This is a genomic window from Alteromonas sp. ABD4_190, from assembly GCF_056160105.1.
The window spans coordinates 1,158,390-1,183,687 of the sequence record NZ_JBSWWN010000001.1 but is presented as its reverse complement, the minus strand read 5'-3'; the positions used below and the strand labels follow the sequence as shown (position 1 = coordinate 1,183,687).

The window sequence follows — 25,298 nt, the reverse complement described above, 5'->3', positions numbered from 1 at the left end:
TCATGAGTAAGCTAGTTAATACGATCACCAAAAAAGTGATGAAAAAATCAATGATTACTTCAATTAACCTGTTCGCTACATCTGCACTACTTATAGGTACGTCTGTGTCGGTTCATGCCCAAGAATGTTTATCAGATGGACTAGAAACCACGCCCAACGATAATTTTGAAGCAGTGACTACCAGTACTTTGTTGGATACCACTACAGATTTAGTCTGGAGACGATGTTCCGAAGGGCAAGCCTGGGATGGCTCGACGTGTAGCGGTGAAGCGGTGAAATATACTTGGCAGCAGGCGCTACAGCTTGCGCAACAGGCGAGTAACGAAGACCTTCTAGGGTGGCGCTTGCCCAACGTCAAAGAGTTAGCCACCTTAGCTGAACGCGACTGCGTGCGACCAGCCATTAACAGCTCACTTTTTCCGGCAACGCCTCCGGATGATTTTTGGACTTCTACGCCTTCAGCGGACGATCCGGACCGTGCATGGGTTGTTGCGTTCTTTAACGCTAGCCATTCCATTAAAGAAAAAGACCGATTCATATATGTACGTTTGGTGCGCACCTACACCGATGAATAGGTGCAGGTTAAAATCTGCATCCTTTCTAATTAGTCTTTCGTCTAATATCTGATGCTGAGACTTTTTATCAACAAAGCACGCTCTATAATGCGTGCTTTGTTGTTTTAGGTCTGAACGTAAAAGATACAGATATTTATCGTTCTCATTAATGACCCGTTTACGTGTTGCGTAAATTGATCATCTCGACATGTTCAACCTGATTTTTAGCACGTTAGACTCATGATGGCTTTTTATTTCTTAGTAAGCTAGCCACAATGATGGTATGAAAATGATATCGCGCCTTAAGGCTTTTCTCTTCACAATTTGTTTATTAACTGGGCTTAGTGCAACGGCGCAAGCTGAATATACGTGCAATATCGATTTTGCCTACGGTATTGCCGTAAATAATGCGCAGCTGCGCGTAATGGATAAAACCCGTACTGTGGTTCAGATTAATGACCAAAACCAACTGTTTGTAGGCGGACGTTGGCAAACCTTAAGCGAACAAGACAAGCAGTGGCTTAACGAGTATTCTTCAGGTTTGCACTATGTGGTTCCCAAAATGATTGTTTTGGCTACCGAAGGTGTGGACTTGGCAATTGATACCATTGAACACGTGTATTTAGGTTTAGTTGGTAGCGACCACGACAGCTACGAGCGTTTGAACGCCGCGATGAAGCGCGTTCAAAACCGCGTGAAAGATAAATTCAGGCATGCCAGTAACCACTATTTTATAGGCCCCGGATCGCTGGAAAGCGTTGATGAATTCGTTGATAGCGAAATTGAAGCGCAGCTTGAGGAAGCTATTTCTACTTCAGTTGGCGGCATATTATCGGCAATTAGCGGCATCAACACTGGAAGCGGCGAGGTTAACCAAGAGAAAGTAGCGGAAATTACTCGTCAGCTAAATAACGTAGGTGAGCACCTAGATGTAGGTGATAAAGCTACCACCTTGCGTAAAAAAGCAGAGTGGTTTTGTGAAAAACTTAAACGCCTAGACGTAGCGGAAGAGAACCTTCGAGCAAGTGTGCCTGCTTTCAAGCCTTACAATATCATTACTCGTCATGACGAAAGCGAAAACTAGACGCAGTTAGAAGAGTAATACTGTCTATTAAAAACTGATTAGAATAATAAAGCCTGCGCGAGCAGGCTTTTTCGTTCTAAGTGCTCATAGAAACCAGGAAAGCAAAGAGCTTAAAAGAGCGGGTTTAAACGAAGCACGACAGTAGGGAGTTAAGGTATCTTCGTCCTTTAGCAGTTACCTGCCAGTGACTATCTGAAATAGAAAGTAGCCCTTGGAGATGAGCATCAGACAATGCGCGCTTAACGTCATCCGTTAACTCAGTACCTGTAAAGTCACTAAAGTCACTCATCGGGCAAGGCTCAACTAAGCGAAACCTGTTCATAAAGAATTCAAACGGCAGATCGTCTGCACTAACCAGCGTTTGCGTATCTAAATACGGGCGGCTCATTTCCATATAGCCTCTTGGATGCTTCACTTTGACGGTACGATGAATGGTGCCGTTAGCGGCATCAGTAATCTTCCCGTGTGCACCACAGCCAATACCTAAGTAATCGCCAAAGCGCCAGTAATTAAGGTTATGGCGGCATTGGTGCCCCGCTTTGGCGTAGCCTGAAATTTCGTACTGGTGATAGCCTGCACGCTCTAGGAGGCTGTGGCCTTTTTCCTGTATTTCCCACAGAATGTCGTCGTCAGGTAGCTCTGGCGGCTTGGAATAAAAAGGCGTGTTTGGCTCGATAGTCAGCTGATACCACGACAGGTGATAGGGATTTAACTCAATACCTTGCTTTAGATCTGCCATGGCATTGTCGACGCTTTGTTCCGGCAATCCATGCATAAGATCTAAATTAAATGTAGGTAGCCCCGCGCTGTGCGCTTGTTTCACCGCATTTTCGGCTTGGCTTTCATTATGAATACGGCCTAGCACCTTTAAATGCTTAGGCTGAAAGCTTTGAATGCCCACCGATATACGGTTTACGCCTGCCTGATAAAAGCCCGCAAACTTACCTGCCTCAACGGTACCCGGATTGGCTTCCATGGTTATTTCAGCTGTATCGCTTAGGTTAACCCGCTGTTTAACGCCGTTTAAAATGTCAGCCATGGCTTCGCTTGAAAACAAACTGGGCGTGCCTCCGCCTATAAAGATTGTCTCGACAGGGCGGTCGCCAATGCGTTTGGCATCAATGGCTAAATCGTCCAGTAGATGCGCCACATACTCTTTTTCGGGCAAGTCAGACTTAAGCCCGTGAGAGTTGAAATCACAGTACGGACACTTTTGAACACACCAAGGAATGTGTATATAAAGGCTAAGCGGTGGATTACGCAAAAGTCGCTCTCATATTATCAAGCAAAATCGCTAGGGCGTTGCCGCGATGGCTAATGCGGTTCTTTTCAGCTTTCTCCAATTCTGCCGCAGTGCATCCATGAGTTGGCACGTGAAAAACGGGGTCGTAACCAAAACCGTCGTTACCCGAGCGAGCAGTTAAGATTTCACCTTGCCATTTACCTTGGCTAACCAAGGGTACTGGGTCATCTGCATGGCGCATAAACACTAAGGTACAAAAGAAGTGCGCTTTACGTTGGGTTTCGCCATCAAGGGCAGCTAATAGCTTGTCGATATTGGTATCGTCAGTTGCATCAGCGCCAGCATAGCGGGCTGAATAGATACCGGGTGCACCGCCAAGCGCGTCGACGACTAAACCTGAGTCATCGGCAATAGCTGGCAAGCCTGTTACTTGCGCCGCATGACGCGCTTTAATAATGGCATTTTCAACGAATGTTGTACCGGTTTCAGGCACATCAGATACACCTAATTCTTTTTGCGCCACAACGTCTACGCCGTAGTCTGCAAACAAGGATGCAAACTCACGCACCTTGCCTTGATTACCTGTGGCTAAAACAATTTTTTCTGGGAATTTCATTGTGCCAGACTCCTCGTTCTTTCTTTATTCCTGAAATAAGCTCGAATGCATTAAACGAGTGCTTGAGATTATTCAGGACGAAGGTTGGGAGTGGTTTGAGCAAACCCTCTGCCGCAGGGATGCGGCAGCGGAGCGCACATGGATGTGTTTACCGCGTGTTTGCGAAAGCCACTCCCAACCTTCGGCCTTCGCATCAATCACCCTCAACGTGCTCGTGTTTTACTTTTTCTTTTTAGGCTTAGCTTTTGCCTTGGTTTTATCTTTGGCCTTCACTTTTTTCTTTTTGGGGCCAATCTTAGGCGTTTTGTTTTTAGGGCGTAGCTCGTCGATGACGCGGGCTTTCAGTGGCTCGCCCATGTAACGTGCGGTTTTGGCCACCATGTCAAAATCGTGGGCTTCAACCAAAGATATTGCAGTACCCTTGGCACCAGCACGACCGGTTCTGCCAATGCGGTGTACGTAAACGTCGGCCTTGCGCGGCATGTCGAAGTTAATAACGTGGCTTACATTAGGTACGTCGATACCACGAGCTGCAACGTCAGTTGCCAATAAAATAGGAACTTCACCACTTTTAAAGCGAGCCATGGCTGCATTACGCTTGTCTTGTGGCATTTCGCCCTGTAGCCAACACACTGGAATGTCTTTAGACGCTAAGAAATCTTTTAGCATCTGTAAGCGGTCGCGAGTTTTTACAAAAACAACAGCAGATGTAGTCGTCTCTTGCTTTAAGATATTTACCAGCAGGGCTTGCTTGTGATTCATGTCATCAGCAAGGTGATACCACTGATGAATTTTGTTCTTCTCTTTGCGTGACGGGTTCGCTTCCACAACTTCAGGGTTGTTAAGAATGTCGTGGGCGAAGGTTTTAACCCCTTTACCTTCTAACGTGGCTGAGAACAGTAGGTTTTGCTTGCGCCAGCGCGCTTCGGCAGCAATTTGGTTAACTACCGTTGAGAAACCCATATCCAACATGCGGTCAGCTTCATCAAGAATTAAACACTCGATATCTCGGCAATCTGCGGCTTCTTTTTCGATATGCTCAAGCAAGCGACCTGGTGTAGCCACAAGAATATCAAGATTCTTGCTTAAGGTTTCTTTATCGGTACCGTAGTTAATACCGCCGGTTATTACGCCGCACACAATTTGTGTATGCTTTGTTATGGCTAGGGCTTGTTCATAAACCTGTAGCGCTAACTCGCGGGTAGGCGTTAGGATCAAAATACGTGTAGCACCAGGCTGTCTGCGCGGGTAATCAAGTAAAAATTGGCACGCAGGCAATAAGAATGCGGCTGTTTTACCGGTACCTGTAGGAGCAGAGGCCAAGATATCTCGTCCATCTAACGCATGCGGGATAACCAGTTCTTGAATGCTAGTTGGAGTTTCAAACCCCATATCGGCAGCTGCGTGACACAGTGCTTCGTCTAATTCGAGTTCTTCGAAAGTCATAGTATAAAAAACGCTCTAAATGAATGGGGCGTATTGTAGCATTGCTATACCAAAACATTGAGAAAAACTGGCGTTAAATTCGCACACCGTAGGTAAACTTTCACCAAAACAAAAAAGTCGACTTACGCAATGGCCTTTAGGGTATAAGATTATTCAGTTGTCAAAGCAATGGCAGCAAGCTTTGCTTGGTTAAGCGCGTCTTTTATTTCAGGGCCTTTAACGCCCGTGGCAATGATATTTTGCACGTTCACTTGGTTGGCGGAGGCTAATGCATTTTCAATGCGTTTTTGTTGGTGTTGCCAATCTACGCCCTTGTTATGAGCATAAGGCGCAAAAGCGCTAAGTAACAATGTGAAACGTTCCTCTCTACGCCACGCATCACAGCCATTGAACAAGGCAAGTAAATCGGCGGGCGAGTTCTGCGCGTTCAGAAGAAAGCCTTTGAATTTACAGGCAAGGCTGACTATTTCACTAACTTGGTTCTGCACTTTCAACCGGCTGCACAAACGTTTCGCTTCTTCCTCATTAAGGTGAGTGAGCAGGGCAGTAAACCTTGTTATCAGCCTAGCGGTTTCTGAAGCGATGCTTTCAGGTAATGGGGTTTCTGAACCCATGTCTTTAACAAGGCTCTCGTTTTCAGCTTTTTCTAGCGCTACCGCCGTTTTTAACGTTTCCAGAGCTGTATCTAGTTTACTTTCAAGCTCAGCAAACCAGTCATTAAGGCCATGAGCTTGGTTTAATACAATGAAAAAAACATGCGGTGTTTTCTCTAAAAGACTGCGTTTTGTTTCTTGCCATACCCGCTCTGCACTTAGCGTGCTTAACTCGCCGCTTTGCGCCATAGACTGCATAAGAGCCATGGTTTCAGTGGCGATAGTAAAGTCCAAATAAGCATAGCGGGTAGCAAAGCGTGCCACGCGAAATACCCGAAGTGGGTCTTCACTAAAGGCTTCTGATACGTGGCGAAGTATGCGGTTTTCTAAATCTTTTTTACCACCATAAGGGTCGATAAGCTTTCCAAGGTTATCTTGGGCTATTGCATTAACGGTAAGATCTCGGCGTAACAAATCTTCTTCTAACGTGACCGAGCTTGATGCATCGCACACAAAGCCTGTGTAGCCTTTCCCTGATTTACGTTCTGTGCGAGCTAGCGCATATTCTTCCTGTGTTTTTGGGTGTAAAAAAACAGGGAAGTCTTTGCCTACTTGGGTAAAACCCTGGCTGAGCATTTCTTGCGGTGTGGCGCCCACCACGACATAGTCGCGTTCAACAACTTTTCTGTTCAACAGTGCGTCGCGTACTGCGCCACCAACGAGATATACTTGCATGCTCTTCCAACGATTTTTTAGTCAGTAATACTTTTTAGATTGGGAATGCATCGACTTTTGACGTGTAACAAAAATCAACCTTCCCAAGGTAACAGAGGCGCAGTATAGCAATGTTACAAATAAAATTCGTCGCCACATCGTTATGCGCTTTCACTTCAAGGTTGCGTCTGGTAGTTTAATCGTCGTTAAAAATTAAAACAGATAGGCGCTTCAGCAACCATGTATTTGAACTACTTCGGGTTAAATGACAATCCTTTTTCGATTGCGCCTAACCCCGATTATTTGTATATGAGCCCAAGGCACAAAGAGGCTTTGGCCCATTTGACCTTCGGCCTTAGGGAAAGCGGTGGCTTTGTGATGCTTACCGGAGAAGTGGGCACTGGGAAAACTACAGTTTCAAGAAAATTGTTGCAGCAGTTACCAGACAATACTCAGGTAGCTATGATATTAAACCCTACCTTATCTGCCCTTGAGCTATTAGCTACGGTTTGTGATGAACTAGGCTTACCCTATACACCAGAGAAAGCCAGCCTTAAGTATTTTACTGATTTAATTTTGTCTAAGCTGGCCGAAAATCACCAAGCAGGCATTAACACAGTGCTTATGGTAGATGAAGCACAGCATCTACTGCCTGAAGTATTAGAACAACTTCGTTTATTGACCAACCTTGAAACAAACCGTGAAAAGCTGTTAAAGGTCGTACTGATTGGTCAGCCTGAATTACAGCAGCTGTTAAAGCGCAACGAGTTACGCCAGCTTGCCCAGCGTATTACTGCTAGGTATCACTTGCTGCCCTTAACTGCGCCCGAGGTAAGCGCCTATATTGCTCATCGCTTGAGCGTAGCCGAAGGTGATATCAGTATTTTTAGTAAGTCTACATTGCGCGCGGTGCATCAAATTACGGGTGGAATTCCAAGAGTGATTAATTTGCTGTGCGACCGAGCGCTAACCTTATCTTTTACTAAACAGCATGCGGTCGTGCAAAAGCCTATATTTTTGGCCGCGGCGGAGCAAATTCTAGGTGCAGATGTAGTAAGTCAGCGTGTGCAAAGCCAGCGTAAATGGTACCTGGCATCGGCGTTTGTTTTGGCCATTATTTTCGGTTACGGGTTAGGGAGCTTGTATGTCTAATATCGTTGCCATTGACTATTTGAAACCCGGTATGGTGATAGTTCAAATAACTAAGCAGAACGGGCCGGTTAAAATTAGAAAGTCGGGCTTAGTGACCAGCGCCGCCATGGTGCAGGGCTTGGCTGAAATGGGTGTGCAAGAGGTTGAAATAGACCCTGAGCAAACCGTGGAAATAGCACCCGCGACTACACATCACAGAACGCAAACCCAAGCTTTGCTTCGCGGCGAGCATGATACAAGCGCCACGTTTGATAGATCGCTCAATGAGCAGTTTAATCGAAGCTTGTTTTTACCCACAGTAGAAGGGCTTCCGTCAGCATGGAAGCTTTACACCAAGCAAGTAGCGCTTTTTGCCGTCGTTATTCTTGGCGGTTTATGCATTGGCTTTTCCGCCGCTACGGCAAAACGCTGGTGGCCAATGCTAACTGCACCCGCTGCTGTACCGGTGGCAGACTCTGAAAGTTCAGTTTCACAGGTTGAAGCAAGCGGAGGCGCTTCAGCGCTTACGACTACGCAAAGTAGTAATGAAGCACCAGGCACTTCAAGCAACAAAGGTGAACAGGTATCTTCTAACATCCAGGGAAGTGGGCAAAGCGCAGGTTTAAACGAAACTGCTAACACAGCGGTAAATGCCAACGTTAGTAACGGCGGTGCAGCTCAGCAAGGCACGCAAGCGAAAGCTATGGTAAATAACCAGTCTGTTGGCAACTTAGCTGCAACGCAAAATACTGATTTAGGTGCAGTTCCAAATACAAACCCAAACACAACAGGTACTCAGAGTCGCTACAATAACGACGTCTCCCAACGCTCTGGCGCCGAGCCAAGTAGTGGATATGAGCGTAGCTCTTCAACAGATTCAAGACAAACTGAGACTTCAGGGAATTATGAAGGGAAAGTATTAAATGAAGCTACGTCTCAATCTAACGTATCCGTGTCACCAGAGCTCATGGCGCGTTTTAATGCTGCCGTTGAAGCGCTAGACTCAAAGGCACAAGATAATACACCCGCTGAAGAGCAAACAAGGGTGACGGTTAAAGACGAACTACCCCGTGTAGATCAGCTACCCGTTCGCTTGTTAACACGACTTCCTACCATGAACTTTAGCGCGCATATGTATGCGTCTCGTCCTGCCGATAGATGGGTGAGAGTCAATGGCCGTCAAATAGGTGAGGGCGACTGGATTGCTGATAGAGTGCAAATCGTAAATATTGAAGCGCAGCGCGTAGTACTTTCTTTTGAAGATGAGCTCTTTACTATGGCGGCACTGACTGACTGGTAATAGCTATGAATAGAGGCTAACGGGCGCAATGACGAAATGTGGCCACGTTAATTTAGTCACGGTAAAATGAAAAAGGGCCTTCAAAATGAAGGGCCTTTTTAATGATGGCAAAACCTACGCTGGCATCTGATTTATGAAAACGTCTTTGAAGAATTTAGGTAAGTTCAAACTAAACTCTTCGGGGCGAACGCCTGACACAATCTCATCGTCGTACTGACTTAAATCAACGCGTTTCACTTCATTGAAATGCTGCGACGTAACGCTGTAAAAGGTCATAACGTGAGGGCTTACAGGGTCTTTAGGGTTAATCTTGCTCACAATACCTAATTTACCGCTCTTTAACCTCACCAAGGAGCCAACAGGGTGCACGCCAATACACTGGATAAATTGTTTTACCAATTCTTGGTCTAAGTTCTCTGTCGCAGTTAGTCGCTTTAGCGCCTGAGTAGGCGTGATACTGTTTTTGTGCGTACGATTAGATGTCATGGCATCGTATGCATCCACAATGGCAGCAATACGCGCGAACTCTGAGATTTCGTTACCAACCAATCCTCTCGGGTAGCCGCTTCCATCAACGCGCTCGTGGTGCTCTTCAATGATGCGTAGCGATAGGTCAGAAATATCGCCACACTGTTCAACTAGGTCTGCACCAATTTCAACGTGGGTTTTCATCACTTCCCAATCATCACTGGAAAATTCTCCTGTGTTATTGCGAATTTCATCTGGCAGGGAAGACATGCCTATATCCATCAATAGGGCGCCTAAACTCACTTGCTCTGTGGTATCTCTGTCATAGCCAAGAAATTCACAGAAAATGCCGCTCAGTACACTGCAATTAATGCTGTGCTCAAGAAGGTATTGGTCTGTATCTTTGATCATGGTAAGGCAGCTGAGCGCGTCCTTATTATCAAATACACTTTCTATGATGCTATGGGATAGCGACTCCATGGGAGACAGATCGGTAACTGCACCTTTTTGAAGTGATTTTAGAAAGCTGCTCTGTATGGTGAGTGCACTATTGTAAAGATCACTCGCCTCGTTAATTGAATCGCGGCCTATAGGCTTAACCTGTGATTTTGTAGTCTGTGGAGTTTCTTCTTTTGATGGCTCTGGCGCTTCTGGCGTTTGAGGAAGTTTTGACTTGGCTAGGTCTACTTCTACTGTAAGAATTCCCTTAGCTCTAAGACTATCAATGATGGCTTGGGTTTTCACAAGGCCTTTAGAGCGCATTTTAAGTGAACCTGTTTGTTCAAGTACTTGATTGACGTACATCCCTGGCTGCAAATCATCAATGGGTACCTGTTCTAACATTATCTCTCCTGCGGGGCACAACGTTGCCATCATCTGTTACTACAATAGGAATGAATAGTACGATATTCCAGTGAAAAAAGTGAGGAGTTTATTATCCTTTAGTATAGCTAGAGTCGGCGAATATAGGATTAACGAATTCGTGAGAAAACGTGTGACGTGTAAATGTGCCGAGAAGTTGCTTATAGCTCAAATCAGGTGAACTGATATTTTTAATGCGGATTGGTATTAGACGTCTTGATGCGAAGTTAAGGTAGAGGCATAGATGAGAGAAATAAACAGGGTGCCATCTCGCGACAGCACCCATGTGTCATGCTAGGGCTTTGTTAAGCGCTAAAGCCCCACGCTTTTACAACCACACGGGCTGTTTATCTTCGAAGGCTTCTATAGCGCTTGTGAGTTCAAGCGTTTGACCGATAGCATCTAAGCCTTTGATTAGGTTGTTTTTGTGATGCTCAGCAATAACGAAGCTGAAGCTTGTATCGTTAAAACTCACGGTTTGCGCCGGAAGATCAACGGTGATCTTAGTTGCTGGATCTGCCTTCACTGCAGCAAACAAAGCGTCCATTTGTTCGCTTGATAATGCCACTGGCACTAGCTGATTGTTAATGCAGTTACCGTAGAATATATCAGCAAAGCTGGTGGCAATAACCGTTTTAAACCCAAAGTCTGCAAGTGCCCACGGCGCGTGTTCTCGGCTTGATCCACAACCAAAGTTTTCGCGAGCTAGCAACAGACTCGCACCTTTGTGCTCAGGCTTATTCAGCGCGAACGCTGGGTTTGGCTCTTTCTCTTCTAAGTCCAAGTAGCGCCAGTCGTGAAACAAATGTTTGCCGTAGCCAGCACGCGTTACGCCAGTTAGAAACTGCTTCGGAATAATTTGGTCGGTATCGACATTGGCCTGATCAAGTGGCGCAGCAATGCCTGTGTGTTGTGTAAAACCTTGTTCAGACATAACTTACTCCTGATAATCTCTAACGTCAGCAAAGCGACCGGTAATCGCTGCAGCGGCGGCCATTGCAGGGCTTACTAAGTGAGTACGCGCACCACGGCCTTGACGGCCTTCAAAGTTACGGTTACTGGTAGAGGCACATCTATCGCCTGCCACTAGCTTGTCGTCATTCATACCAAGGCACATAGAGCAACCTGGCAACCGCCACTCAAAGCCAGCATCGATAAAGATTTTATCTAAGCCTTCTGCTTCAGCTTGGCGTTTAACGTTACCTGACCCTGGAACGACAATCGCGGTAACTGAATCGGCGACTTTACCGCGCTTGGCAATTTGTGCCGCTGCGCGCATATCTTCAATACGACCGTTGGTACATGAGCCGATAAATACGTGGTTTACTGCAATATCGGCAAGCTTTTCACCGGGTTTTAATCCCATATACTCTAGTGCTTTTACCGCGCTTTCTTTTTCAATCGGGTCGCTGAAATCTTCAGGAGCCGGTACCGGTGTGTTTACGCCAATAACCTGGCCTGGATTGGTGCCCCACGTAACCTGAGGAGCGATATCTGCCGCTTCAAGTTCAACCACAGTGTCAAAGGTAGCCCCTTCTTCGGTATAAAGGGTTTTCCAATAAGCGACTGCGTCTTCCCAGTCTTGACCCTTAGGTGCGTATTCGCGGCCTTCAAGGTAGGCGAAGGTTTTCTCGTCTGGTGCAACAAGGCCAGCTTTCGCGCCAGCTTCAATACTCATGTTACACACCGTCATGCGCTCTTCCATGCTCAAACCGCGGATAGCTTCACCTGCGTATTCGATAACATGGCCAGTAGCGCCAGCGTGGCCAATTTTGCCGATAATGGCAAGAATAATGTCTTTTGCGGTAATACCGACAGGAAGCTTGCCATTTACGTTGATAAGCATGCTTTTCGCGCGGCTTTGTTTCAACGTTTGCGTGGCCAATACATGCTCTACCTGAGAGGTACCAATACCAAAGGCTAGCGCACCAAATGCACCGTGGGTTGCAGTGTGTGAGTCACCACACACCACCGTCATACCAGGCTGAATTAGACCTAATTCAGGGCCCATAACGTGCACAATACCTTGCTTCTGGTGGCCCACTGGAAATAGCTGAATGCCGTGTTCTTCACAGTTTTTTGCCAAGGTTTGTAGCTGAAGCGCATTCGCCGGACCACAGGCATCAATTGCCAATGAACGGGTTGATATGCTGTGATCCATAGTACCAACAGTGCGATCTGGGCGACGTACTTTACGGCCTTTTTCATTAAGGCCAGCAAATGCCTGAGGTGACGTTACTTCATGAATTAAGTGACGGTCGATATAAATTAAGCTGTCTTCACCAATTTGGTCGATAATGTGGGCTTGCCACACTTTGTCATATAAGGTCTTGGCCATGAGATGTTTTTACTCCTGCGCCATTAATTGTTTAACGATTTCATCGCCTACTTGCGACGTGCTTGCCGCTTGGCTGCGTTTATCGGCAGGTAATAACTCGCCTGTAAGTACACCTGCTTCTAATGTTGCTACTACGGCTTTTTCAATAGCATCCGCTGCATCACCTAAGTTCATGCTGAAACGCAGCATCATGGCGGCTGATAAAATTTGTGCGATTGGGTTAGCAATGCCTTGGCCAGCAATATCAGGGGCCGAACCGCCTGCTGGCTCATAAAGGCCAAAGCCTTCCTCGTTCATGCTTGCCGATGGCAACAAGCCCATAGAGCCCGTCATCATCGCGCATTCATCAGAAACGATATCGCCAAATAGGTTTGAACACAGCATCACATCGAACTGCGCTGGGTTCTTCATTATTTGCATAGTGGCGTTGTCGATGTAGATGTGGTCTAGCTCTACATCTGGATAGTCTTTTGCGACTTCTTCAGCAATTTCACGCCATAAGCGGCTGGTTACCAGTACGTTGGCTTTGTCCACCGACGTCACTTTGCCGCGACGCTTCTGTGCTGCTTCAAACGCTGCAATAGCAATACGGCGAATTTCACGCTTGCTATAGCGCATGGTGTCATACGCGAACTCTTCTTCGCCTTCACCTTCTCGGCCCTTAGGTTGACCAAAGTAAATGCCGCTGGTTAGCTCACGCACAACTAAAACGTCTACGCCTGATTTAGCAATGTCTTCACGAAGGGGAGACAGGCTTTCAAGGCCCGGATAAATGCGAGCAGGGCGCAAGTTGCTGAACAGGTCAAAATGACTGCGAAGAGTAAGCAGTGCGGCACGCTCTGGGCGCTGCTCTAGCGGTAATGTGTCCCATTTAGGGCCGCCGATACTGCCAAACAAAATTGCATCGGCTTGCTCGCAGCCCAGCAAGGTTTTAGAGGGCAGAGCTTCACCTTCAGTATCAATGGCGTAGCCACCTACAGGGTATGCAGTACGGTTTAAGCTAACGTTAAACTTCTTTTCAACAGCATCTAAAACCTTATTGGCTTCCTGCATAACTTCTGGGCCGATACCGTCTCCGGCTAATACGGCAATTGAATACTGGCTCATTTATACTCCTGCAACGCGTTCTTGTTGATTTTTTTGCTGATCAATCTGATCGGCCAAATATGTGTTGTTTAATACAAAGATAAGGGCTTTAACGCCGGCTTCTACAATATCAGTAGCAAGGCCAATCCCATGGAATCGGCGGCCCTTATATGTGGCGATAACGCTCACTTGCGCTAAAGCGTCGGCACCTTCACCTTTTGAATCTAGTTTGAAGTCGACAACTTCTAAATCTTCGTGACCAAGTATAGACATAATGGCCTTATAAGCCGCATCTACAGGTCCGTTTCCTATGCTTGATTGGGTAATTTCTTCGTCGCCCACTTTCATTTTGACCGTAGCGCTTGGGATTATTTCACGGCCTGAGTTTGCTTGAAGGTAAAGCAACTGGAAGTGTGCTTGGTCGTGCTTTTGCTTATCGAAGAACAATAATGCTTCAAGGTCGTAGTCGTATACTTGACCCTTCTTGTCCGCTAACTTTAAGAATGCGTCATACACGGCTTCTAAATCGTAGTCTTCTGCTTTGTAACCCAACTCTGTTAAGCGGTGCTTAATTACATGGCGGCCAGAGCGTGACGTTAAGTTTAGGTTGTTCTTATTAATGCCCACACTTTCCGGGGTCATAATTTCATAGGTATTTTGCGCTTTTAAGACACCGTCTTGGTGAATACCAGATGAATGGCTAAACGCATTTGCGCCAACAATAGCCTTGTTTGATTGAACTGGCATATTACAAAGCTGGCTGACTAGCTTAGATGTGCGCGATATTTCGGTAGAATTAATGTTAGTTTCAAAGCCCAACATGTTCTTACGGGTTTGCAAGATCATAGCAATTTCTTCAAGCGATGCATTACCAGCACGCTCGCCAATACCGTTTATCGTACATTCAACTTGTCTAGCCCCTTGCTCCACAGCTGCTAATGAATTTGCTACCGCTAAGCCCAAGTCGTTGTGGCAGTGAACTGAGATTGTCGCTTTGTCGATATTAGGAACACGGTTAAACAATTGCTGGATAATACCGCCGAATTCTGTAGGTGTGGTGTAGCCCACTGTATCCGGGATATTAACGGTAGTTGCACCAGCATTAATCGCAGCTTCTACCATGCGGCATAGATAGTCGATGTGCGTACGACCGGCGTCTTCACAGGAAAATTCAACGTCATCTGTGTATTGACGTGCATGCTTAACCGCCTTCACCGCCATTTCAACAATTTCATCTTGTGACTTGCGAAGCTTGGCACCTACGTGAATCTCTGACGTTGCGATGAAAGTATGAATACGGAATTGTTCTGCGACGCTTAGCGCTTGACCACACGCATCAATATCGCCTGGCAAAGCACGAGATAGGCCACAAACAACAGAGTTTTTAACCTCTTTCGCAATCATTTGGACAGAGCGGAAGTCACCAGGAGAAGATACGGGGAAACCCGCTTCAATGATGTCAACGCCTAAGCGTTCGAGCGCCAGCGCGATCTGTAATTTCTCTTTGGCACTTAGGCTTGCAGGTAAGGCCTGCTCACCGTCTCGCAATGTGGTATCAAAGATCTTCACTTGATTTGTCATGACGCTCTCTCAGTTTAATAGTTAAAAAAAAACCCGTGCTTGGCACGGGTTTTTGTGAAATTAAATCGCTGGTCGCAATCTACCCGTGCAGTCTGGCTGCCATAAGGAGTAGAGATAGAAGAAGGAAACGAATACGCATTTGTTGTTTCTTTGCTGACCAAGTTGATAGCGACAATGTACCCATGTGGCATGAAGAGGTCAACCATTGTTTACAATAATGAGTATATTTTTCGTATATAAAAGCTATCTTTTAATTATTTAGGATGTGCATCCTAAATAATTTCGGCCCGAAAGCATTTTGAGCAGCGGTTTAACGCACTTAAGAGGGGGTGATTCACTCTGTCTGATGTTGGTTAGGATGTTTGTACTAAATTTAGCTGTGGAGGTGTGAGTGAAATTGAGGTTTTTTATGCGAATTTACTGGGTTTTTATTCTTTTTTTTGGGGCTTTGCTACCTATTGAGCAGCGTAAAGCTCTTCCAGTTGATTTGAGTAGATAGGCGCATTTCGCGAAGGGATAAAGCACGCGGTGAACGCTTGGATTTAAAACTCCATGCGTGGCCACAGCATGCAGCGGTCATTATCGCCTTTGAAGGCCGCAGCAGTATTTTGTTTTGAACTGAAAGTGCCGTGGCCGCTTCAATTTCATCGCGTAGTGGAGTTGAAGAAATGCACTCCCCTGTATTAGCAAACCATCCATTTTTGTTCAGATGGAGCTGGGTATTGTCTTGGTTTACCATATCAATTGAGTCAAGCTCAATGTGAGAGCCTTCCATATTTAAAATTAAAACAGGTACAACAAGACCATACCTAGCGTTTTTTCTATACCACGCTTCTCGCTTTTCTACATCGTCTAAATGATTAATGCCGGGGCACTTTGCAGATTGTTTGGCATACCAGCTTCCATTATGAGTATCTGTTTTTAGCGGGGATGGATTGTTTGAGTTGCCATTACCAATCATATATCGAGCAATAGCTTTCACGTGATAGGGAAGCCCGCCCATTCGACGCTTAAGCAGCGATAGGTTTTTTATCTCGCTATGAGCTAGAGAGACGACTTCTCTTTCATACAGAGCTGTACATATTTCATTGAATTGAGGGTGGCTTCCACCTAACTCTCCCGATTCGCTAAAAAAGCCTGCCTGAGATCGAGAAGAAGGTTTCTCTGCTGTCATCACTTATCTGCACAAATTTTTGATTATTGAATAACCGTATCAAGAAACTGTAATAAGTGCCATATAGGCGCTTTAAAAGCTGATATTGCTTTTAGTTAAGCAAGTGCGAGGGGACGGGTTCTAGCGATTGCTTTATCTGATACTCATTTCATGATGATTTATATTACCAATTTTATTATGCGTGGAAATGGATTTGAAAATTAAAATTTACCAATTTTTATATATGTGTATCTTTTTTAAGTTACTGTTAAATAATGTCTTAATTACTTTCTATGTTTCTTTAATCTCAAATTGTATAAATTTTATTTCTTATTGGTAAGGCTGTTTTCGTAATTTAGTTAAGACCAATTTTGATATTTTGTGTTGACCAATATGTGAGATTGATCTACTGTTTGTAACATCCTTGTAAAGTAGGTGTGAGGTAAATTTACAAGGTGGGTAGCAAGCGAACAACTTAAGCGGTAAGGAATGGGTGATTAGACATTTCTCAATCCTTAACAGGAAGACACACATGACACACAAATTATCTAAAATTACACTTGCGGTACTTTCGGCTACGACACTAAGCCTAACCGCATCAGTAAACGCACAAGAAACACAGCAAGAACAAAACGAAGATGTTGAAGTCATTGAGGTATCGGGCATTCGAGCGTCACTGGCTAGCGCAATGAATGAAAAACGTTTTAAGAATAACCTCGTTGAGGTTATCGAAGCAGAGGATATTGGTAAGTTACCAGACCAGAACTTAGCAGAAGTACTAGAGAACATTACCGGTATTCAGATCACTCGTGAAGCGGGTGTCGGTACAGGCGTACAAATTCGTGGTACAGATGCTAACCGTACAGAAATCAACGGAGTTTCAACAGTTGGTTCTGGTGCAGGTCGAAGCGGTATTGATTTTGAAGACGTTTCAGCCGCAATTATTGCTGGCTTGGAAGTGACTAAGTCGCCCGACGCTAAAACCATCGAAGGTTCAGTGGGTGGTACGATTAACCTAAAAACCATCCGACCCTTACAGCTTAATGAACAGCTTGCAGCATTTCGTGTACAAGGTGAGAACAGCAGCTTAACCACCGATAGCAACTTCCAACCTCGTATTTCGGGAACATTTGGCGATAATTGGGATACCGACCACGGTACCATTGGTGTGGTAATTAGTGGTAGTTATGCTCAGCAAGACGTAACGGCGTTTCGCCCGCGTGCAGACAGAGATAATATAGTGCGCTCTGACAGCGATTTTCCAAGTGCGCAGTCTTTCAACTTTTTGCCTATCCAGTTCTTTGTTCAAGACTACGATAACTTTGAGTACGAAACTAAAAACCTAGTGGGTACTATTGAATGGGCGCCGAACGACAACACCAAGTTTTTCTTTGACGCTATCATCAATGACCAAGAACGTTTGCAAGAAAGTTCTCGTGTCCAAGCTTCTGGTGTAAGTAATTTACGTCAAATTTCGGTTCCAGATGAATTCGAGACGATTGATTTTGGCTCCTTAGGTGGCACCGACCTGGGGTCAATAGAAGCAGCGCTACGTGGCGTCATACCGGTCAACTTAGATCATGACGACGATGATCCAAATTTACGATTTTCAACTGATACTAATTCTCGGGTAACAAAAAGCGAAATTTTCCGCTTAGGTGGTGAATGGCAAGGCGAAAAGTGGAGCGTATTTGCAGAAGTTGCATCAACGACATCTGATACTACAACCCCAAGCTTTAATACAACGCTTAACTTTATTAACCCGAATGCACCGTTAGATGCCGGTGGCGGTAACGATAACTCCGTTCCATTCGCTTACGATCTTACTGGCGGTGCATTGACCTTTGGTATTGCTGAAGGCGCTGAGTATGCGCCTACGGTTGAACAATTACTTGACCCGAACAATGTAGTGCTTCGTGATGTGAACATTGGTCGTGACACTACCGAAAACTTCGAAGATGCATTCCGCGTAGATTTCACTTATTTTGTAGACACCATGATTACATCAGTTGATTTTGGTTACCGCTACAACAAATCTGGAAGTAAACGTGAAGATATTGGAACAAGCGTTCCATTGCGTACAATGGACGACAGCCCTCGTGGCAGCTTATTTAGTGACTTGTTGGTTGCTGGACCTGACAACTTTAACGATGCGGATGGACGTGAGCTTTATGTCAGTGACTTCCTGTTGATTGATCCAGAGCAAGTGTCGTCTGACCCTGATGCAGTACTAGCCACGCTGCAAGCAGCGTTGGAAGAACACGGTTCTTCGAAAACGTTAAATGCGCCTTCAACGAGCTCTTCCGGCTTCTTTGACATCGAAGAAGAAACCCATGCATTGTATGCGCAGGCTAACTTTGAGTATGAAATGTTCCGCGGTAACTTTGGTGTACGTTATTTACAAACAGATGTAACGTCTGTGGGTAATTCAATAACAGTAGATGAAGACGGTAATGAGTTGGTTTCTCGAGTGACTAACACGGGTGACTACGACTTCATTCTACCTCGCTTCAACTTAGTGGCAGATGTTACTGATGACGTAGTATTAAGGTTTGGTGCGGGCAAGGATATTCGTCGTCCGAATTTCAACGACCTTTCAACGTCGGTAACTTTTAGTACAAGCCCTAACCCTAATGTAGCTATTGGCAACCCTAATTTAACGCCTGAAGAAGTTATTTCTTATGACTTAGCGGCCGAGTGGTACTTTGCTGAAGCCAGTGTTTTTAGCGTGGGTATTTTTCATAAAACTCGCAAAGACCTTTTCGTAGATCAGATTGTGACTCCTGTTGAGGATCCTATAACAGGCTTTCGCGATCTTACTGACCCGTGTGAGGGCGGCGGCATTTTCAATCCAATTGCTGATATTAACGTGTTCGGTCCCGACCTAGGTGCAGGTGTTTGTGTAGGTACAGAAACAAAAGTAAATGACACCGCCGAAACTACCCAGAAAGGTATTGAATTCGCGGTTCAATATGATTTATCTGGCTTTGAAAGTGAGCTTGGGTGGGCTTCAGGCTTTGGCGTTCTTGCTAATTATACAATACAAGAGTCCTCTGGCGGAGAAGTGGTAAACACTGCCACTAATAGAGCTGGTCAAGTATTTGCAGCAACCACAGGAAGCGAAGAAGAAGTTACTAGAGTTCAAGGTCTTCTTAACCTTTCAGAGAACGCCTACAACATTACGCTTTACTACGAAAAGTTTGGTTTATCTGCTCGTATGCGTTACACGTGGCGTGAAGCTTACCGTACCGATGACTTCGGCAGTACGTCAAGCTTCCCATGGGGGTTCCCTGCGGTACAAGCTGACCGTGGTCAGTTAAATGCAAGTGTGACTTACGATGTTAACGAAAACCTTAATATTGGTGTTGAGGCAGTAAACATTACTGAGTCTGAAGTAGAGCAGTACTGTGTTAATGAAGGTGCGCTTCTGTGCTTCCAAGGTCTGACTGACCGCCGAATCACCCTCGGCGCCAACTATCGATTCTAATAACCCAATATTGTGTTCAGGTGTCTGGAGAGCAATTTGCCAGGCACCATTTCAATCATGAAATTTGGTTTTACCAATTGTGGTGTGGGATTAGATGGATCTAGTATTTTTAATTTTTCCATATCAGAGTTTTTCAATCATATCCTTAAGTTCAGCTGTATCTAGATGTGTCTTTTTGGTATTACAGATTTATTGTTTTATCTGATTATTGGTTGACAAATTGGTAAGTAAGTAATACGGTGGATACATGCTTGAATTGGCAACAAACGAAACTAGGTGCCACAACAGAGCTCTATTCCTTTAATTTTCAGTTCGAGAGATAAGTTCGAGCAAACAACGAATATCGTCATTAGGAGACAGTTATGTCCAAACCAACTATTGGTTTTATCGGTTTAGGCCTTATGGGCGGCAATATGGTAGAGAACCTTCAAAACAAAGGTTACGCCGTGACAGTGATGGATTTAAATAAAGCCGCAGTAGATAAATGCGTAGAACGCGGTGCAAAAACAGCGCAAACAGGTAAGGCACTCGCTGAAGCATCAGATATCGTGATGTTGTGTCTAACCACCTCAGAGATAGTTGAAAAAGTTATTTATGCTGAAAATGGCGTATTGGAAGGCATGAAAGCCGGTTCGGTATTAATAGATTTCGGAACATCAATACCCGCTTCTACAAAGAAGATTGGTGCAGACCTGGCGAAAAAGGGTGTAGGCATGATCGATGCGCCTCTTGGCAGAACACCTGCCCACGCTAAAGATGGTCTTTTAAATATTATGGCAGCAGGTGATATAGAGACCTTCAACAAGGTTAAAAGCGTACTTGAAGACCAAGGCGAAAATGTATTTCATTTAGGGGCGTTGGGCGCAGGTCACACAACCAAGTTAATTAATAACTTTATAGGAATGACCACAGTTTGTGCCATGTCTCAAGCGTTTGCCGTTGCAGAAAAAGCGGGCGTAGATAAACAGCAACTTTTCGACATCATGTCAACGGGACCGTCTAGCTCTCCATTTATGCAGTTCTGCAAAAACTATGCGGTTGATAATGTAAGCGACTTAGGTTTTTCAATCGCAAATGCCAACAAAGACTTGGGCTACTTTCTGAAGATGGTAGAAGACCTTGGAACCGTATCGAAAATAGCGGAAGGCTCTTCAGCTAATTTGAACGCCGCGGTCGATGCAGGATTAAGCCAAGGTAATGTACCTGAGATTTTCGAGTACTTTAAAACGCTGACTAAGTAACGTATCGACTACGTCGTCATCGCTCTTAAAGTGATCAAAAGGCAGGTATTTTATGCAAGTGCAATTTATTAAGTGGTTAGCTGTGTTTATTGTTATTAGCGCTATGTCGTCAAACGCGGGCGCTAAACAATATACCGTTAGCTCACCAGATGAATACAACGCAATAGCATCGTCTCTTAAGGCGGGTGACGACGTAATTTTACAAAACGGTGTTTATCGAGACTTTGAAATTTTACTAGAAGGGGAGGGTAGCGTTGAAAAGCCCATTACGCTGACTGCGCAAACTAAAGGTAAGGTTATTCTGTCTGGTAGTTCTAACTTAAAGTTAGCTGGGCAGTATTTAGAAGTATCGGGTTTGGTATTCAAAGACGGATATACCCCTAGCAGCGCTGTTATCGCGTTTAGGAAAGATGCACAAACGCCAGCTAACTATTCACGAGTAAGTGAAGTAGTCATTGATGAGTACAGTAATCCGGACCGCCAAGAATCAGATTATTGGGTTGCACTTTATGGTAAGCACAACCGGTTTGACCATAACCACCTGACGGGTAAGCGTAACAAGGGGGTTACTGTTGCTGTTCGGCTTAACGGCGAGGCACATCAAGAGAACCATCACAGTATCGATCATAACTACTTCGGTTATCGCCCTGTATTCGGTTCAAATGGAGGAGAGACGTTAAGGATAGGTACAAGTCATTACTCACTGAGTAATTCGAATACTAAGGTTATCAATAACATATTCGAACAAACTAATGGCGAAGTTGAAATTATTTCTGTTAAGTCTGGTGAGAACCTGCTGAAAGGAAACGTTTTTCTATCCGCTAAAGGTACCCTAACCCTTAGACACGGTAATAATAATCGCGTTGAAGATAATGTGTTTTTAGGCAATGGCGTGGACCATACCGGTGGAATTCGCGTTATCAATGAAGGCCAAGTGATAACCAATAACTACTTGGAGGGGCTAACGGGCTATCGCTTTGGTAGTGGCTTTACGGTTATGAATGGTGTGCCTGACTCGCCTATCAATCGTTATCATCAGGTTAATAACGCGCAAATCACAAATAACTCATTCATTAACGTGTCACACATCCAACTTGGTGCTGGAAGCGATGAAGAGAGAAGCGCGGCACCTATAAATTCATTGTTTGCCAATAACCTTATTTACAATGCTTCGCTAAACCAACCTTTTACATTATTTGATGATGTGAGCGGCATTACATTCGCTAACAATGTCGCTAATACCAAAATGATAAAAGAACTTAGCGAAGGTTTTACTACTGCATCGCTACCCCTTGCTAAGGGAGAGAATGGGCTTACCGTCACTAAGTTAAACGAACCTGAGGAAAAAGGCGCAGAAACAAAAGATGTTGGTGTTGCTTCTGACATGAACGTCGTATCAAAAAGTGACGTCGGCGTAAGCTGGTATCCCAAAATAGTACCTGAAGTGAACTTCGCTGCAGGTAAAACAATTAGCGTAAGTGCCGATGCTGCTGAACTTATGACAGCACTTGAAAATGCCAGTGACGGAGATGTTATTACAATCGCACCTGGCACAATCGTTGTGCCCAGTGTTCTTATTATCGATAAGACAGTAACGGTAACCGCACAGACTCCCAAAGCTACAACACTGTCGTTCGAACGCTCCGCCTTGTTCGAAATACATGACAATGGAAATTTGAAGCTTGAAGGTTTGGTGCTTTCAGGGAAAGACAGCCCAGATGCTTTTGGCAATAGCGTTGTAAGAACGAAAAAATGGGGCATGCTCAACAATTATGTTTTGAACGTAGAAAACTGTGATATTGAGCATCTCGATATCAACCACTCTTTCAACTTCTTTACGTCTGGCAAAGGCGCGTTTGCCGATGACATATCGCTTTCGGAAAATAGTTTTAACGGTATTACGGGCCATGTTTTAAGTCTTGATAAAGAGATAGAGGACTACGGTATTTACAACGCTGAGTATGTCAGCATAACCAACAACACGTTTAGCAACATAAGTGGTAGCGTTGTAAATCTCTACCGAGGCGGTACCGATGAAAGTACCTTTGGTCCGCACTTAGATATGCAGGGCAACGTGTTAACTAATGTAGGCAGTGGTAAACGCAACAAACAAAGTGCCAGCGTTTATCTTCATGGCGTGCAAGTTTCAACGCTAAGTAATAACAACTTTAATGAGTCTGAGCCTGTTGTGGTTAATCACACCGTTGGTGAACCAATTACCGCAATAACAAACAATACTTTCCTAAATACATCTATGCCAATGATTAAAGAGCTGTTTGTACCCGGTCCGCACACTGCGGTCTTGAATGACAATGTTTCCACGAAAGCGAACGAGAGGTAATAGGCAATGATTAAAAACCTCTGTTCCCTACAACAAATGTCAGCGCTTTTACTTTTCATTTTTTGTTCGCTTTCTTTTTCTTCTCTTGCTGCTCACTCCAATTCAGTGATAAGGCAAAACAGTGTCGTGAAAATGCCCAATGCTGATAAACAAAGTAGGCATCTTCAAGGCGCTTATTTATGGGCAACGCGCGACACATTGCTTCAACGTGCTGCAAAGACTAATAAAAAACAGCGTCTAGTGGCCATGAATACTTTGGAAGTCAGCGAGCCTACCACGCACGTTTCTTTTGATTTTGATAAAAACCGTTACACGCTTTCAAGCCGTTTCGCTGTGTATGCGCTGTAATTTTTTAGGATTTACGTTATGAATAAGCAAAGCGAACATTTTTTATTTGGCAACGAGACAGAGATTGAAGACTTAGGCAATGGCTTAAAGCGTCAAATGCTGGGGTTTAATCATGAACTTATGGCAGTAAAGGTATTTTTTGATAAAGGTGCAGAAGGGTATACCCATGCACATCGCCATTCTCAGGTAACGTATGTTGAAGAAGGCGAATTTCATTTTAGCATTGGTGGCGAAATGAAAATCTTAAGGAAGGGCGATAGCTGCCTAATTCCACCTCATGTAGAGCATGGAGCAGTGTGCCCTACAGGTGGCATTCTAATTGATACATTTAGCCCAGCTCGTGAAGATTTTGTGGGAGAATAATAATGAAAATTAATGGCTTGCGATGGTGGGTAATTGCCCTTATCGCGCTAGCAACCATAATTAACTACATCGATAGACAGGCACTCAGTGTACTTTGGCCAGACATTGTTGAAGATCTATTTCCCGACGAATCTGCATTAGAGCGCAAACAAATTTATGCGAATATTTCTATTGTCTTCGTTTTCGCTTACGCCTTTGGGCAAGCTATTTTCGGAAAAATCTTTGATTGGATAGGTACCCGTATTGGGTTTGTATTATCAATAGGCGTGTGGTCTCTTGCTACCGTGCTTCACGCATTTGCACAAGGCTTTCTAAGTTTTGCTATTTTTCGCGCCATTCTTGGTGTAGCAGAAGCGGGTAACTGGCCAGGCGCAGCGAAAGGCAATGCCGAGTGGTTTCCAACCAGAGAGCGTGCATTGGCACAAGGTATATTTAACTCCGGCGCGGCTATAGGTGGAATAATTGCCATCCCTGCTATCGCTATGATGACTATTTACTTTAGTTGGCAGCTTATTTTTATTGTTGTGGGATCTCTGGGCTTTTTGTGGCTAGTGCCGTGGCTAGTGTTAGTCAAAGCACCACCCGGCTCACACCCGTGGATTACCGAAGAAGAAAAGCAGTACATACTCACAGGCCAGCGTGCGGAGTCTAGCGATGATGCTATTGATTGTGAGAACGAATATAACCCTTCTACAAAAGAGCTGCTTTCTAAAAAGCAAAGCTGGGGCGTAATTATCGCGTCCGCTGCTATCGACCCTATTTGGTGGCTATTTGTATTCTGGATCCCAATTTACCTGAACGAAGTGTATGGGATGGATGTTAAGTCTATTGGTCTGTATGGATGGGTTCCGTATGTTGGCGCCATGCTGGGCGCATGGTTCGGCGGCTTACTCGCGCAGAACCGCATAAAGGCAGGCTGGAATACCGATAAAACCCGGAAGCTAGTTATCACACTGGGTTGTGTGATTATGCTTCCTTCGCTACTGGCAATGGCTAATCCGGGGTCTGCAATTACAGCAGTCTTGATTATGGCGGTCATTTTATTCGGTTTTCAAACGGCTATCGGTAATGTTCAAACATTGCCAAGCGATTTGTTAGGCAAAAAGTCGGTGGGAACCTTGTCTGGATTTTCCGGTATGGCAGCCAAACTAGGCGCTGTGGGGTTAACTTCATTGGTACCCATGTTAACTGCTGATGGCAACTATACACCTGCCTTTATTATCGGCGCATCGCTTGCCATTATTGCCGTTGCTGCGGTGTGGCTTCTTATCCCCAAAGTTGAACCAATAAAACAATAGTTATTTTGCTGTGGGTGCTACTTAGGTGGCCCCGCAGTTTTATTGGATTAAA

Annotated in this window: 20 protein-coding genes; 10 read left to right on the top strand and 10 right to left on the bottom strand. The window is 44.9% G+C overall.

Annotated features, from left to right (window positions below):
• The first annotated feature begins 2 nt into the window (after positions 1-2).
• Complete coding sequence (locus ACXAFM_RS05200; RefSeq protein ID WP_474833678.1) at positions 3-575, top strand: Lcl C-terminal domain-containing protein; 573 nt, start codon at positions 3-5, stop codon at positions 573-575.
• A 268-nt stretch (positions 576-843) separates the two neighbouring features.
• The gene (locus tag ACXAFM_RS05195; protein ID WP_474833676.1) at positions 844-1,638 is read left to right on the top strand and encodes a YggN family protein; all 795 of its coding nucleotides are present in this window, start codon (positions 844-846) and stop codon (positions 1,636-1,638) included.
• A 124-nt stretch (positions 1,639-1,762) separates the two neighbouring features.
• Here ACXAFM_RS05195 and hemW read toward each other — a convergent pair whose 3' ends face one another.
• From hemW to ACXAFM_RS05175, 4 genes are all read right to left on the bottom strand, one after another.
• Positions 1,763-2,902 carry a radical SAM family heme chaperone HemW gene (hemW, locus tag ACXAFM_RS05190; protein ID WP_474833674.1) on the bottom strand — a complete coding sequence of 380 codons (1,140 nt, stop codon included), beginning with the start codon at positions 2,900-2,902 and terminating at the stop codon, positions 1,763-1,765.
• On the bottom strand, positions 2,895-3,497 hold the full coding sequence (locus ACXAFM_RS05185) for an XTP/dITP diphosphatase (RefSeq protein ID WP_014948475.1): 603 nt from the start codon (positions 3,495-3,497) through the stop codon (positions 2,895-2,897). Before ACXAFM_RS05185 ends, hemW begins: the two co-directional genes overlap by 8 nt.
• 219 nt (positions 3,498-3,716) lie before the next feature.
• A complete protein-coding gene (gene srmB / locus ACXAFM_RS05180; RefSeq protein WP_474833670.1) occupies positions 3,717-4,943 on the bottom strand; it encodes an ATP-dependent RNA helicase SrmB in 1,227 nt (408 codons plus the stop codon).
• A 149-nt stretch (positions 4,944-5,092) separates the two neighbouring features.
• The gene (locus ACXAFM_RS05175) at positions 5,093-6,271 is read right to left on the bottom strand and encodes a tRNA nucleotidyltransferase/poly(A) polymerase-related protein (protein WP_474833667.1); all 1,179 of its coding nucleotides are present in this window, start codon (positions 6,269-6,271) and stop codon (positions 5,093-5,095) included.
• A gap of 219 nt (positions 6,272-6,490) precedes the next feature.
• Here ACXAFM_RS05175 and ACXAFM_RS05170 point away from each other — a divergent pair, with 219 nt between their 5' ends.
• Both ACXAFM_RS05170 and ACXAFM_RS05165 read left to right on the top strand, forming a co-directional pair.
• Complete coding sequence (locus tag ACXAFM_RS05170) at positions 6,491-7,402, top strand: ExeA family protein (protein ID WP_474833665.1); 912 nt, start codon at positions 6,491-6,493, stop codon at positions 7,400-7,402.
• Positions 7,395-8,681: a general secretion pathway protein GspB gene (locus ACXAFM_RS05165; protein WP_474833662.1), complete on the top strand. Its 1,287-nt coding sequence runs from the start codon at positions 7,395-7,397 to the stop codon at positions 8,679-8,681. The genes ACXAFM_RS05170 and ACXAFM_RS05165 overlap by 8 nt, the downstream gene beginning before the upstream one ends.
• A gap of 114 nt (positions 8,682-8,795) precedes the next feature.
• Here ACXAFM_RS05165 and ACXAFM_RS05160 read toward each other — a convergent pair whose 3' ends face one another.
• The 6 genes from ACXAFM_RS05160 to ACXAFM_RS05135 all read right to left on the bottom strand — a co-directional run bounded on the left by ACXAFM_RS05160 (position 8,796) and on the right by ACXAFM_RS05135 (position 16,189).
• Positions 8,796-9,992 (bottom strand): HD-GYP domain-containing protein, encoded by a 1,197-nt coding sequence (locus ACXAFM_RS05160; protein ID WP_474833660.1) that lies wholly within the window; start codon positions 9,990-9,992, stop codon positions 8,796-8,798.
• A 346-nt stretch (positions 9,993-10,338) separates the two neighbouring features.
• Positions 10,339-10,944, bottom strand: coding sequence for a 3-isopropylmalate dehydratase small subunit (gene leuD, locus ACXAFM_RS05155; RefSeq protein ID WP_474833658.1), 606 nt, complete (start codon positions 10,942-10,944; stop codon positions 10,339-10,341).
• A 3-nt stretch (positions 10,945-10,947) separates the two neighbouring features.
• Complete coding sequence (gene leuC, locus ACXAFM_RS05150) at positions 10,948-12,348, bottom strand: 3-isopropylmalate dehydratase large subunit (protein ID WP_014975820.1); 1,401 nt, start codon at positions 12,346-12,348, stop codon at positions 10,948-10,950.
• A 9-nt stretch (positions 12,349-12,357) separates the two neighbouring features.
• Positions 12,358-13,455, bottom strand: coding sequence for a 3-isopropylmalate dehydrogenase (gene leuB / locus ACXAFM_RS05145; protein WP_474833654.1), 1,098 nt, complete (start codon positions 13,453-13,455; stop codon positions 12,358-12,360).
• On the bottom strand, positions 13,456-15,015 hold the full coding sequence (gene leuA / locus ACXAFM_RS05140; RefSeq protein WP_474833651.1) for a 2-isopropylmalate synthase: 1,560 nt from the start codon (positions 15,013-15,015) through the stop codon (positions 13,456-13,458).
• Positions 15,016-15,466: 451 nt separating this feature from the next.
• Positions 15,467-16,189 carry a hypothetical protein gene (locus ACXAFM_RS05135; RefSeq protein ID WP_474833648.1) on the bottom strand — a complete coding sequence of 241 codons (723 nt, stop codon included), beginning with the start codon at positions 16,187-16,189 and terminating at the stop codon, positions 15,467-15,469.
• Positions 16,190-16,700: 511 nt separating this feature from the next.
• On the opposite strand from ACXAFM_RS05135, the gene ACXAFM_RS05130 reads away from it, so the two are divergent.
• The 6 genes from ACXAFM_RS05130 to ACXAFM_RS05105 all read left to right on the top strand — a co-directional run bounded on the left by ACXAFM_RS05130 (position 16,701) and on the right by ACXAFM_RS05105 (position 25,246).
• Positions 16,701-19,655, top strand: a complete 2,955-nt coding sequence (locus ACXAFM_RS05130; protein WP_474833645.1) for a TonB-dependent receptor — start codon at positions 16,701-16,703, stop codon at positions 19,653-19,655.
• Positions 19,656-20,017: 362 nt separating this feature from the next.
• Complete coding sequence (locus ACXAFM_RS05125; RefSeq protein WP_474827501.1) at positions 20,018-20,896, top strand: NAD(P)-dependent oxidoreductase; 879 nt, start codon at positions 20,018-20,020, stop codon at positions 20,894-20,896.
• Positions 20,897-20,948: 52 nt separating this feature from the next.
• Positions 20,949-23,237 (top strand): polysaccharide lyase 6 family protein, encoded by a 2,289-nt coding sequence (locus tag ACXAFM_RS05120; RefSeq protein WP_474833642.1) that lies wholly within the window; start codon positions 20,949-20,951, stop codon positions 23,235-23,237.
• A 126-nt stretch (positions 23,238-23,363) separates the two neighbouring features.
• A complete protein-coding gene (locus ACXAFM_RS05115) occupies positions 23,364-23,585 on the top strand; it encodes a hypothetical protein (protein WP_474833639.1) in 222 nt (73 codons plus the stop codon).
• A gap of 18 nt (positions 23,586-23,603) precedes the next feature.
• The gene (locus tag ACXAFM_RS05110; RefSeq protein WP_014948493.1) at positions 23,604-23,948 is read left to right on the top strand and encodes a cupin domain-containing protein; all 345 of its coding nucleotides are present in this window, start codon (positions 23,604-23,606) and stop codon (positions 23,946-23,948) included.
• Positions 23,949-23,950: 2 nt separating this feature from the next.
• Positions 23,951-25,246, top strand: a complete 1,296-nt coding sequence (locus tag ACXAFM_RS05105; protein WP_474833636.1) for an MFS transporter — start codon at positions 23,951-23,953, stop codon at positions 25,244-25,246.
• The last annotated feature ends 52 nt before the right edge of the window (positions 25,247-25,298 follow it).